8 protein-coding genes are annotated in these 12,540 nt (G+C 71.9%); 1 reads left to right on the top strand and 7 read right to left on the bottom strand.

All coding sequences use genetic code 11. From position 1 onward, the window contains the following. Window positions 1-197 precede the first annotated feature (197 nt). The 7 genes from NS331_RS18505 to imuA all read right to left on the bottom strand — a co-directional run bounded on the left by NS331_RS18505 (window position 198) and on the right by imuA (window position 11,160). Window positions 198-824, bottom strand: coding sequence for a response regulator transcription factor (locus NS331_RS18505; protein WP_058643428.1), 627 nt, complete (start codon window positions 822-824; stop codon window positions 198-200). 44 nt (window positions 825-868) lie between these two features. After that, window positions 869-2,302: an HlyD family type I secretion periplasmic adaptor subunit gene (locus tag NS331_RS18500; RefSeq protein ID WP_058643427.1), complete on the bottom strand. Its 1,434-nt coding sequence runs from the start codon at window positions 2,300-2,302 to the stop codon at window positions 869-871. 16 nt (window positions 2,303-2,318) lie between these two features. Then, complete coding sequence (locus NS331_RS18495; RefSeq protein ID WP_082702604.1) at window positions 2,319-4,508, bottom strand: type I secretion system permease/ATPase; 2,190 nt, start codon at window positions 4,506-4,508, stop codon at window positions 2,319-2,321. 41 nt (window positions 4,509-4,549) lie between these two features. Next, on the bottom strand, window positions 4,550-4,885 hold the full coding sequence (locus NS331_RS18490) for a hypothetical protein (RefSeq protein WP_058643426.1): 336 nt from the start codon (window positions 4,883-4,885) through the stop codon (window positions 4,550-4,552). Window positions 4,886-5,194: 309 nt separating this feature from the next. After that, the gene (locus tag NS331_RS18485; protein WP_058643425.1) at window positions 5,195-8,554 is read right to left on the bottom strand and encodes an error-prone DNA polymerase; all 3,360 of its coding nucleotides are present in this window, start codon (window positions 8,552-8,554) and stop codon (window positions 5,195-5,197) included. Next, window positions 8,547-10,112, bottom strand: a complete 1,566-nt coding sequence (locus NS331_RS18480; protein ID WP_082702603.1) for a DNA polymerase Y subunit UmuC family protein — start codon at window positions 10,110-10,112, stop codon at window positions 8,547-8,549. Before NS331_RS18480 ends, NS331_RS18485 begins: the two co-directional genes overlap by 8 nt. 211 nt (window positions 10,113-10,323) lie before the next feature. After that, window positions 10,324-11,160: a translesion DNA synthesis-associated protein ImuA gene (gene imuA / locus NS331_RS18475; RefSeq protein ID WP_153012924.1), complete on the bottom strand. Its 837-nt coding sequence runs from the start codon at window positions 11,158-11,160 to the stop codon at window positions 10,324-10,326. A gap of 285 nt (window positions 11,161-11,445) precedes the next feature. Here imuA and NS331_RS18470 point away from each other — a divergent pair. Continuing rightward, window positions 11,446-12,540 (top strand): type VI secretion system Vgr family protein (locus NS331_RS18470; RefSeq protein WP_242873813.1); only part of this gene is annotated, 1,095 nt, incomplete at its 3' end.

The following is a 12,540-nucleotide window of genomic DNA, read 5'->3' as shown; positions in this document are numbered from 1 at the left end:
CTGCTCCGCGGCCACTCGACCGTTGTGGCTGCGCCGGTTTCGCGGGGCGTGGATGACGCGCGGCGTCGGGGAAACGCAAATGGAAAGCGCGACCGACGGAAAGCGCGACCCAAGCGCGGCGGGGTGGCAGATGGGGTCGCGCAGGGCGCGGCCCGCGACATGCCGAACCCGGCCCTGCCCGCGGCGCGGGCGCCGCCTCAGCGGATGCCGTGCACCCGCAGCGCCAGCTGCAGCCGGTCGGCCACATCCAGCTTGTCGAACACCGTCGACAGGTGCGCTTTCACCGTGCGGGCGGTAATGCCCAGGCGTTCGGCGATGGCGTCGTTGGCCTCGCCCAGCGAGGCGAGTTCGGCGACCTCGCGCTCGCGCTGCGTCAGGCCCCGGGCCCAGGCGGCGGCCGCGGCCTGCGGCGCCGGCCGGTCGTCCAGCATGCGCAGCAGCCGGGTGAGCAGGTCGCGGCCCACCCACAACTCGCCCGAGGCCACCACCTGCAGGGCCTGTCGGACGGTGGGCAGGGGCGCATACACGTGGCAGAAGCCGCCCGCACCGGCCTGCAGCACGGCGGCGCCGGTCTGGTCGTCGGCCGTGCCCAGGCCCACGAGCAGCGCCACGCCCGACAGCCGCGCGGGCCAGCCGGCGTCCTGCCAGGCCGGCAGGCCGGGCATCTGGCCGTCCAGCAGCACCAGCCGGGGGCCTTCGGCGCCCCAGTCCGCCAGGGCCGACAGGTCCGTGCCGCGCACCACCTTCCAGTCGCCGGACAGCCCCTCCCAGCGGCGGGCCAGCGCGTCGTCGTGGGTCAGGATCAGCAGCGGTTCGACAGTCATCGGCGGGAGGGCGGCTCGTTCGGCAGGAGAAAGCGGTTGGGCGCTCAGCGCTCGGACAGCGCGCGCTCCTTGGCGCGCAGCACGGGCTTGAGCAGGTACGACAGCACCGACTTCTTGCCGGTCAGGATGTCCACCTCGGCCACCATGCCCGGCAGGATCGGCAGCTTCTGCTCGCCGATCTCGCTCCTGGTGGTGCGCACCCGCACCAGGTAGAAGGCATTGCCCTTCTCGTCGGTGACGGTGTCGGCGCCGATGGTCTCCAGCTTGCCGTCCAGCGAACCGTAGGTGGCGAAGTCGTAGGCGGTGAACTTGACGATGGCCGGCTGCCCGGGCACCAGGAAGGCGATGTCGCGCGGCGCCACCTTGGTCTCCAGCAGCAGCGTGTCGTCGCTGGGCACCACTTCCAGGATCTGCTTGCCCGGCTGCACCACGCCGCCGACCGTGTTGGCCAGCAGCTGCTTGACGATGCCGCGTACCGGCGAGCGGATCTCGGCCTGCTTGACGCGGTCGGCCAGGCCGACGCTGCCGGCCTGCAGGGCGCCGAGCTTGGTGGTCACTTCCGAGAGCTCGCTGCGGGCCTGGTTGCGCAGGGTCAGGTCCACTTCCTCGATCTTGCGCTGGGCTTCGCCGATGGCGGCCTGGATGCGCGGGATCTGGGCCGAGGCCATGTCGCGCTCGCCGCGGAAGCGGGCCACGTCGCGCTCCAGGCGCAGCAGCTCCACCTCGGACACGGCGCCGGTGCGGATGAGCGGGCGCGTGACCTCCAGTTCCTTGGCGGTGAGCTGGTAGCTCTGCGAGGCCTGGGCCTGCTTGGAGGCCACCTCGGCCAGCTCCTGCCGGCGCTGGGCCAGCTGCTGGCGGGCCACGCCGACCGAGGCATCGAGCTCGGCGCGGCGGGATTCGTAGGCCACGCGCTCCTGCTCCACCACGTCCGGAATGGCCTTGCGCACCTCCTCCGACACGGTGAAGGGCTTGCCCGAGGCCAGCGCCTCCAGCCGCGCGGCGCGTGCCTGCAGCGTGTAGACCTGGGCCTTGTTCTCGGCCAGCGAGGAGTTGAAGCGCGTCGGGTCGATGCGCAGCAGCACCTGGCCGACGTCCACCTTCTGGCCCTCGCGCACCAGGATCTCGGAAACGATGCCGCCGTCCAGGCTCTGGATCTGCTGCACCTGGCGCGAGGGAATCACCTTGCCTTCGCCGCGCGTCACCTCGTTCAGCTGGGCGAAGGCGGCCCACACCAGCAGCACCGCGAAGGCGGCCAGCGTGACCCACACGGCCAGCCGGGCGCCGCGGGCGCGCTGCTCCCCGATGGCCCATTCGGCATCGGCGGCGAAGTCCTTGTCGTCGTGCAGTTCGGCGCGCTCGGCGCCGTCCATCCAGCGGTCGAACACGCGGCCGACGCGGGCCGCGAAGCGGGACCAGCGGCGCGACAGGCGGGCGAAGAAGGTGTTCTTCTGGGGAACGGTCTTGATCTGAAGCATGTGCCTGCCCTCCCCTTCAGCCTGCACGGCCCACGCGGCCCTGCTGCAGCGCCTGGATGACCTGCGCCTTGGGGCCGTCGGCCACCACCTGGCCGTTGTCCATGACGATCAGCCGGTCCACCAGGTCCAGCAGCGAGGTGCGGTGGGTGATGAGCAGCAGCGTCTTGTTGCGCGAGAACTCGGCCAGGCGCGCCTTCAGCCGCTCCTCGCTCTGGTGGTCCATGCTGGACGACGGCTCGTCCAGCAGCAGCATGGGCGGATCGGACAGCACGGCGCGCGCGATGGCCACCGCCTGGCGCTGGCCGCCCGAGAGCGACTCGCCCCGCTCGCCCACCAGCATGTCGTAGCCCTGCGGATGCGCATCGGCGAACTCGGCCACGCCCGACAGGTCGGCCGCCGCCAGCACCGCGCTGTCGTCGGCGAAGGGCGCGCCCAGCGTGATGTTGTGGCGCAGCGAGCCGTAGAACAGGCTGATGTCCTGCGGCACGAAGCCGATGGCGCGGCGCAGCTCGGCCGGGTCGAGCTGGCGCGAGTCGATGCCATCGATCAGCACCTGGCCGCGCGTGGGCCGCCACAGGCCCAGCACCATCTTCTCGAGCGTGGTCTTGCCAGAGCCGATGCGGCCGATGATGCCCACCTTCTCGCCCGGGGCGATGCGCAGGCTCACGCCGCGCAGCACGCCCTGCTCGCGGCCCGGGTAGGCGAAGTGCACGTCCTTGAACTCGATGGCGCCCTGGAACTGCGGGCGATGCACGAAGGGCGCATCCTCCGGCCGTTCCACCGGCATGGTCATGGTCTGCTCGACCGAGGTGAGCGAGGTGCGCGCCTGGTGGTACTGCGTCAGCAGCGCCGCCACCTGCCCCAGCGGCGCCAGCGCGCGGCCCGAGAGCATGGAGGCCGCGATGATGCCGCCCATGGTGATGCCCGCGTCCTGCAGCTGGTAGACGCCGACGATGACCACGCAGATGGTGGTCAGCTGCATCACGAACTGGGTGAAGTTGACGTTGGCCGAGGACAGCAGCTTGAGCCGCGAGCCTACCTGCGCCAGGAAGCGCGTGGAGCGCTCCCACTGGCGCTGCACGTTGCCTTCGGCACTGAGCGTCTTGACCGTCTCCAGGCTCACCAGGCTCTCGACCAGCACCGCGTTGCGCTGGGCCGAGGCGCGGTAGGTGGTCTCGGTCAGGTCGTGCATTTTGTGCTGCACCAGCAGCGAGGCGACCACCACCAGCACGATGCCGATCACCGGCGGGATCACCACCCAGGGCGAGATCCAGACCATCGCCGCGAGGAACAGGAAGATGAAGGGCAGGTCCACCAGCGTGGTGAGCGTGGCGGAGGCGATGAAGTCGCGCACCGACTCGAAGCTGCGCAGGTTGGCCGCGAAGGAGCCTGCCGAGGCCGGCCGCGCGTCCATGCGCAGGCCCATCACCCGCTCCATGATCTGCGAGGACAGCTGCACGTCGATGCGCTTGCTGGCCGTGTCCACGATGTAGGCCCGCACGGTGCGCAGCACGAAGTCGAACACCAGCACCAGCAGCACGCCGATGGCCAGCACCCAGAGCGTGTCGGTGGCGCGGTTGGGCACCACGCGGTCGTACACGTTCATCGAATAGAGCGGCACCGCCAGCGCGAACAGGTTGACCGCCAGTGCGGCCAGCAGCGCGTCCCGGTAGAGGCGCCAGTTCTGCCTCACCACGCCCCAGAACCAGTGGCGCCCGCGCAGGGCGCTGACCTGCGGCGCCCGCGCCTCGAAGCGGAAGCGCGGGCGCAGCAGCACGGCCACGCCGGTGTATTCGGCGGCCAGTTCCGCGGCGTCGATCACCTCGGACGATTCGCCGAACTCCGGCCGGCGGATGCGCAGGCGTCCACCCTCCAGCCGCTCCTGCAGCACGCAGGCATGGCCATTGGCCAGCAGCAGGATGGCCGGCAGGTGGGCGGTGCCCAGCCCTTCCAGCGGCCGGCGCACCAGCCGCGCGGCCAGGTGCGCCCGGCCGGCGGCGCGCAGCAGCAGCGAGGGCGTGAGCCGGCTGTCCACCAGCGGCAGGCCGGCGGTGAGCGCCTCGGCGCTCCAGGGCTGGCCATGCATCTGCGTGATGGCGATCAGGCAGTCGAGCAGCGGATCTTCATGGAGCAGGCGCTCGTCGTGCAGGTGCGGCGTCGGAGCCGGGCGTGCAGCGGGCACGCTGAGGTCGGGCGTGGAAGACATGCGTGGGAATCAGAGGGTGCGCGTGGCGGGCTGGAAGCCGTTCAGATGACTTCGTCGCCCGGCAGCAGGTCGAGACGGCTGCGCAGATGCTGGCGCAGGTCCTTGCGGGCCAGCAGCTTGCGCTGCGCTTCCAACGGCAGGTCGGTCAGGCGCAGCAGGTTCTTGTCGATCAGGGCGTCGATCACGTCCTCCAGCACACGGATGAAGTCGCTGTCGAGGTCGCCGAAGCCGCGGCCCTGGCCGGCGACGGCGCCGCTGCCGCCCACGAAGTTGTGGACCTCGCGGGCCTCGGCGTCCAGCCATTCGCTGGCCTGCGGCTGTGCCTCGGCGAACAGGGCGATCAGCTCGCCTTGGGCATTGCGTTGCACGAAGGGCATGGGTGCGGCTGGAGGAGGTGATCCTGGACAGAGCTTGCCAAGATGTTACCTGGGTTAATTAAAGTGAAAAGATGTTACACAACGTGACGACCAAGGGAAGTCGGACGATGCCGGTGCACACCGTGGGCTGCCATTGGAGCGCGAAATCGAGAAATTTGTTAACGAATAGTTCTCAAATGTGAACGAAAGCTGAGATTTTTTCTCATTTTTGGAAAGCGGGTCTGTCGCCCGCACCCTGTCAGACGGTCAGGGGCCCGCAAGGTGAGTAGGGCTCCGGCGTGGCCGCGCGGGCCGCCGGCACAGCGCCGGTCAATGGAAATCGCGGCTGCGGTTCTCGCGCGCGAGCCGCCCCAGCAGCGGCGTCAGGTCGCGCATGCCCTCGGCCACCAGGTGGCAGACCTTGCCCCCCGTCTCCCGGTCGCGCTGCCAGGTGCCGCGCACCGCCAGCAGCTGCGACTTGAGCAGCGGCTCGCGCCATTGCTCGGCCACCCGGGCCCAGACCACCACGTTGACGGCCCCGGTCTCGTCCTCCAGCGTGACGAAGACGGTGCCCTTGGCCGTGCCCGGCCGCTGGCGCACGGTGACGATGCCGCAGGCGCGCACCGGCATGCCGCCGGGCATGGCCCGCAGTTCCTCGGCGCTGGAGAGGCGCCAGCGCGCCAGCCGCGGGCGCAGCAGCGCCAGCGGATGCCGGCGCAGGCTGAAGCCCAGGCTGGCGTAGTCGCCCACGATCTCCTCGCCCTCTTCCGCCGCCGGCAGCGCCAGCGGCGACTCGTGGATCGGCGCGCCGCGCAGCAGTGCCGGCGCGCGGTGGGAGGCCGTCGCTTCCCAGACCTGCTGGCGCCGATGGCCGGCCAGGGCCCGCAATGCGTCGGCCCCGGCCAGCAGCGCCATCTCGGCCGTGCCAAGGCCGGCGCGGCGCGCCAGGTCGCCGGTGCTGGTGAAGGGCGCCTGCGCCCGCGCCTCGACCAGCCGCGCGACGGCCGCCGGGCTCAGGCCCTTGACGTGGCGCAGCCCCAGGCGCACGGCCGGCTGGCCCGGCAGGGCCTGGGCGGCGGACTCGGCCCAGGGCGCCGCCGGCGCCGGCCCGTCGGCGTCCGCAGGCTCCAGGGTGCAGAAGCGGTCGCTGCGATGGACGTCCACCGGCCGTACCTGCACGCCGTGGCGCACCGCATCCTGGATGAGCTGCGAGGGCGTGTAGAAGCCCATGGGCTGCGCATTCAGGATGGCTGCGAGGAAGCAGGCCGGTTCGTAGCACTTGAGCCAGCTGCTGACGGTGACCAGCTTGGCGAAGCTGGCAGCATGGCTTTCGGGGAAGCCGTATTCGCCGAAGCCCTGGATCTGCTGGAAGATGGCCTTGGCGAAGTCCTCGTCGTAGCCGTTGTCGACCATGCCCTTGACCAGCGGCCCGTAGAAGCGCTCCATGTGCCCCGTGCGCCGCCAGGCCGCCATGGCGCGGCGCAGGCGGTCGGCCTGGCCAGCGCTGAAGCCGGCGGCGATCATGGCGATCTGCATCACCTGCTCCTGGAAGATGGGCACGCCCAGGGTGCGCTGGAGCGCCGGCTCCAGCTGCGGATAGCGCAATTCGATCTTCTGGCCGCGCTCCACCTTGGCCCGGTTCTTCAGGTACGGATGCACCATGCCGCCCTGGATGGGCCCCGGCCGCACGATGGCCACCTCGATCACCAGGTCGTAGTAGTTGCGTGGACGCAGACGCGGCAGCATGGACATCTGCGCCCGGCTCTCGATCTGGAACACGCCCACGGTGTCGGCGCGGCCGATCATGTCGTAGACGCGCGGGTCGTCGGTGGGCAGCTGGTGCATCTGGTGCGCCGTGCCGCGCCAGCCGTTGACCATGTCCAGCGCGCGGCGGATGCAGCTGAGCATGCCCAGGGCCAGCACGTCCACCTTGAACATGCCGACCTCGTCCAGGTCGTCCTTGTCCCACTGGATGATGGAGCGCGCCTCCATGCTGGCCTTCTCGACCGGCACCAGCCGGGTGAGCGGCCCCTGGGTGAGCACGAAGCCGCCCACGTGCTGGCTGAGGTGGCGCGGAAAGCCGCGCAGCTCGTTGGCCAGGCCGATCCACAGCCGCAGGCGGAACGGGTCCTCGCGCACGCCGGCGCGGGCCATGGCGGCCTCGAGCCGCTCGTCGAGCATGGGGTCGTCGAACCAGTAGTGGTCGCGGGCGAAGGCGTCCACCAGCCGCTCGTCGACGCCCAGCGCCTTGCCGGCATCGCGCAGCGCGCTGCGCGAGCGGTAGCTGATGACCACGGCGGCGATGGCGGCGCGCTCGCGGCCGTAGGTCCTGTAGATGTACTGGATGACCTCCTCGCGCCGGTCGTGCTCGAAGTCGACGTCGATGTCGGGCGGCTCGGCGCGCTCGCGGCTGATGAAGCGCTCGAACAGCAGGTTGCCGTCCTCCGGGTTCACGGCGGTGATGCCCAGGCAGTAGCAAACGGCCGAGTTGGCGGAGGAGCCGCGGCCCTGGCAGAGGATGCCTTCGCGCCGGGCGAAGGCGACGATGTCCTCGACCGTGAGGAAGAACATTTCGTAGTCCAGGTCGAGGATCAGGTCCAGCTCCGTCTGGATCTGCGCGTGCACCTTGTCCGGCACGCCCTCGGGGTAGCGCGCCTGCGCGCCCTCCCAGGTCTTGCGGATCAGCGTCTGCGCCGGCGTTTCGCCCGAGCCGATGACCTCCTGCGGATAGACGTACTGCTTGCGGATCTCCTGCAGGTCGAAATGGCAGCGCCCGGCGATCAGCAGCGTGCGCACCAGCAGATCGGCCGGATACAGCCCCGCCAGCCGCGCACGGGAACGCAGGTGGCGCTCGGCATTGGGCTGCAGCGCGAAGCCGCAGTCGGCCACCGGCCGGCCCTGGCGCACGGCGGTGAGCACGTCCTGCAGCGGCTTGCGCGAGCGCAGGTGCATGTGCACGTCGCCGGCGGCCACCAGCGGCAGGCCGGTGGCCTCGCCGGCGCGTTGCAGCACCTGCAGCCAGAGGGCGTCGTCGGCCTCGTGGAACAGCTCCACCGCCAGCCACAGCGGGCCCGGCTCGCCATCCGCGCGCGGCGCGAACAGCGCGGCCACCGCGGCCAGGTCGGCGTGCAGCGCCGCCTCGTCGATGGGCTCGCCGCTGCGGCGCCGGGGCACGCAGAGGATGTCGCAGTGCAGCAGCCCCGCGGCATCGGCCAGGCTGGCCCGGTAGTCGCCCTTGGCGATGTCCTCGTGCATGCGGGCGGCGCTGATGTACTGGCACAGGTGGCCCCAGCCTTCGAGGTCGTGGGCCAGCACGACGAGGCGAAAGCGCCCGAAGTCGAATTCGCTGCCGAAGATCAGCTGCGGCTCGGGATGCGGCGGCAGGGGCAGGCCGTCTTCCTCGCGTTCCTCGCGCCACATGCGCAGGCCGCTCACGGCGCGCACGACGCCGGCCACCGAGCATTCGTCGGTGATGGCGATGGCCGCGTAGCCCAGCTGCCAGGCGCGCACCGCCAGTTCCCAGGGATGCGAGGCGCCGCGCTGGAAGCTGAAGTTGCTCAAGGCATGCAGCTCGGCATAGGCGGGCAGTGGCGACGCGGCCGTGGGCGCCGACGCCGGCAGGCCGGCGCCCACGGCCGCCAAGCGGCGCTGGCGGCGTGCCTCCTCGTCCTTGAGGGAAAGCTCAGGCATAGATGCCCTGCAGGAACCAGCGCACCGGCGCTTCATCGCTGCCGGTGCCGGTGCCGGTGCCGGTGCCGGTGCCGGTGCCGGTGCCGGTGCCGGTGCCGGTGCCGGTGCCCGTGCGCGTGGCGCGCTCGCGGTAGATCCAGAACAGCGCACCGCGCGCGTCCTGGGCGATGTAGTAGTCGCGGGCGGCGGGCCGGCCGGCCTCCCACCAGGCGGTCTCCAGCCGCTGCGGGCCGGCCAGGCAGCGCAGCGGCGCCCCGCCGTGGCAAGGCTCGCCATCCTGGGTGGCCAGCGGACGCGGCTCGCGCAGCAGCCAGGCCGGCAGCAGGCCGGTACCGATGTCGGGCAGGGCCGGATCGGTGGGCGGCGTGGGCTCCGGGCGGCGGGACGCCGGCTGTCGAAGCGGCTGGGGCGTCGGGTCGGGGAGCGGGACGCCCCCCTGTTCGCGCGCCCGGGTGCCGGCCTCCGCAGCCGCGCTGTCCTGGCCCGCCTCCGCCCGGCGCCCGCCGCGCCGGCGCGCCTTGCCCCCTGGGGCCGCATCGTCCCGGCTGGCAGCCAGGGCCAGCAGGTCCAGCCCCGCCGCCGGGCGCCATTGCTGGCGGCCCTCGGGCCGGTGGTCCTGCACCGGCCGGGCGGCCAGCACCTGCCGCGGGCCGAGCCGGGCACTGAGCTTTTCGACCAATTGGTGCAGGGGCTCGCCCTCCCGGCCCTCTTCCGCCCACGGGCCGGCATGGCCGCCGGGCAGCGACGGCGGCAGCAGGCTGCGGGTGCGGCCCTGCCAGTCGGCGGTCTCCATCGACTTCAGCCGCAGCCAGCCGGTCGGCGCGATCAGCTGGGTGAGGGCCAGCCGCTCGGCCAGCAGCCGGCGCAGGTGGGCCATGTCCTGCGTGGGCTCGGCCGTGCGCACCACCAGCTGCTGCAGGCGGGGCAACTCGGCGCCGTCCAGGCGCTTGAGGTCCAGCGTCCACGACAGCTCGACGGCCAGCACGCCGCGCTGGCGCGCCTGCAGCCACAGCTGCAGCGCGCCCAGCAGCCGCTGGGCCGCCCACAGCAGCTCGGGCGCGGACTGGGCCAGCATGGGCAGCTCCAGCCGCTGGTCGAAGGACTCGGGCAACTGCAGCCAGGGCAGCCCGTCGGCCCGCAGTCCCCAGGCGACGTCCAGCGCCTCGCGCAGCGGGGCGCCGAAGCGCCGCACCATCGGCCCTCGGGGCAGCGCCGCGACATCGCCCCAGGTGCGGCAGCCCAGGCGGGCCAGCACCTGCAGGTGCGGCGCCGCGGCGCTCAGGGTTTCCAGCGGCAGGTCGTCCGGCCGCCGGGCGGGCTGCGCCAGGCCGGCCGCATACAGCCGCAGCCGCGCCAGCGCCTCCAGGCTGGTGGCGCCGGTGGCCTGGCGCACCCGGGTGCCGGGCGGCACCGTGGCCGCCATCTGCCGCATCAGCGACCGGCGGCCACCCCAGAGGCGCTCGCAGGCGGAGGTTTCCAGCATCAGGGCTTCCTCCAGCCAGGCCACGTGCGGGGTGAACTGCAGGGCCCACCAGCCGAGCGCGTCCGCGGGGGGCAAGGTGGGTTCGGGCTGGGGCTGGGGCTCGCCTGTACATGCGTCCGCTTCGGTTCCGGCTCCGGCTCCAGCAGTGGCAATGGCAGTGGCAGTGGCAGTGGCAGTGGCAGTGGCAGTGGCACTGGCACTGGCACTGGCACTGGCACTGGCACTGGCACTGGCACTGGCACTGGCACTGGCACTGGCACTGGCGTTGGCACCAGCCCAGCGCGGATCAGGCTGCCACAGAAGGGCAATCCAGTGCATGGACGGCCTCCTCGTGCGAAGCGGCAATGGCCGCATGGGCGGCAGATGATGCAGCCACCGGCCGCAGCGCACGTCGCAGATCGAGGCGCACGACCGTCGCGCCTGCCGGTCGTTGCGGCGGCAGCGGTTCGGCGGCGGACCGGCCGGCGCGCAGCAGGCCCGCCAGGCGACCGCCGCGCCCGGGCAGCGCCAGCGGCCGGTCCAGCGGCGGCCCACGGCGTTTGAGCAGGTGCACATCGAGCTGGCCATCCGGCCCGGGCTGCAGTCGCAGCCGCAGCCGGGCCGGCGAAGCGGCAGGCGCAGCGGACGCCGGCCGGCAGACGAAGAGCAGCGCCCCGTGCCGCGCCGCCGCCAGCTGCAGCCGGCGCAGCTCGCCCAGACGCGCCTGCGGCAGCCAGGCGAGCACGGCCGCCACCTCGGCGCAGCGCAGCGCCTGCTCGCAGGCCCACAGTCGGGCCGGCGCGGCATCGGCACGCACCCAGAGCAGCGATTCCAGCGGCAGGCCGCCGGCCGCCAGGGCGGGTCCGAAGGGCTCGTGCGGCGGCCCGATCAGCGCCACCGGCTGGCGGCGCACCGAGACGGCCTGCGCCAGCGCCGGCAGCAGCACCGGCCACAGCGGCGCCTCCGCCTCGGGCTGCAGGATCTCGGTCAGCGCCCCCAGCGGCCAGCCACCGCCGGGCAGTTCGGCATCCAGCCCGGCATGGCCCGAGGGGCAGGTCGCCCCGCCCGCCTCGCCCAGCTCGTCACCGCGCCACACCCCCTCGGGGGCGTCCGCCGGTTCGATGGGGACAGGTTGCAGACGCATGACGCGGGAGCGGCAGCGGAAACTGCCAAATCCTTAGAATACTGGATAAACATCCAGCATACCGCGATTTTCCGCACGTGTGCAGAAGGACCGGACCTCCATCGACGCCTGCGCCACGGTAGCAAGGCGCGCCTCCGGCGAGAAGAAATCCACAGATGCGGCCATAAGTTACGGCGCCAGACCGCTTCAAGTGACCGATTGCGCCCAAGGCTCGCTAATCTCACTCCCCAGACCGAAGGGCATCCCCCTGGAGATGACCCATCGGCAGAAATCAGGGAAGGTTTCATGTCCACACTGTCACACACGCTGCGGGTGAGCTCACCCGCGCTGCCCGTCTTCGCCGGCGAGCCGCTGCTGCACCCGGTGCGGCTCTGCGGCCACGAGGGCGTCAACACCCTCTTCTGCTACGAACTGCTGCTGCAGACCCCGGATTCCCTGAATCCCGGCGCCCTGGCCGAGGCCTGCGCCAACCTCGACCTCGATGCCCTCATCGGCCGGGAGATCTGCTGCGAGATCGAACTTGACGGCTCCGGTTACTTTCTTCCTGGTGCGGTGGGTGCCGCCGTGGATGCGGTCGGCGCCGGCATCCGCCAGATCAACGCCCTCATCACCGAGGCTGCCTTGGTCGGCGAGGAAGGCCGCCACCTGCAGTACCGCCTCGTGCTGCGCCCCTGGCTGCACCTGGCCACCCTCAACGCCGACTGCCGCATCTTCCAGAACGCCACCGCCGTGGACATCCTGGATGCCGTCCTCGCCGACTACCCCTTCCCCGTCGACAAGCGCCTGCTCGAGCGCTATCCCACCCGCGACTACCAGACCCAGTTCAACGAGAGCGACTTCGCCTTCTTCGAGCGCCTGTGCCAGGAATGGGGCATCAGCTATCACTTCGAGCATGCGGGCGGTGCGCACCGCCTGGTGCTCTCGGACCACCTGGGCGCCTACCTGCCCAACCCCAGCCAGGCCTACCGTCAGGTGGACTACCACCCGCCCGGCTGGAAGCTCGACGCCGAGTACCTCCACGCCTTCGTGCCCGACAGCCGCCTTACATCCGGGCGCTACAGCAGCCGCGACTATGACTACACCCGCCCCCGCGCCGACCTGCGCGCGGGCCGCACCGATGCCCGGCCCACCGGTTTCGCCGATGCCGAGGTCTACGCCTGGCATGCCGACCTGGGTGGCAGCCACTACGCCCAACCCAATGCCGGTACGGCTTCCCCGAACGACCCGCGCGCCGAAGGCGATCTGATCGCCCGGCTGCGCATGCAGGCGCTGCGCACCGCGGGCGCCCGTGCCCGCGCCAGCGGCAACCTGCGCGCCATGGTGCCGGGTTTCACCTTCACCCTGCAGAACCACCCCAGGGATGCGGCCAATGCCGACTAC

It is taken from the genome of Pseudacidovorax intermedius, from assembly GCF_001476815.1.
In the GTDB taxonomy this organism is placed as follows: domain Bacteria; phylum Pseudomonadota; class Gammaproteobacteria; order Burkholderiales; family Burkholderiaceae_C; genus Xenophilus; species Xenophilus intermedius_A.
Note: the sequence above shows the minus strand (reverse complement) of the source record. Positions and strands in the feature narration are given on the sequence as shown.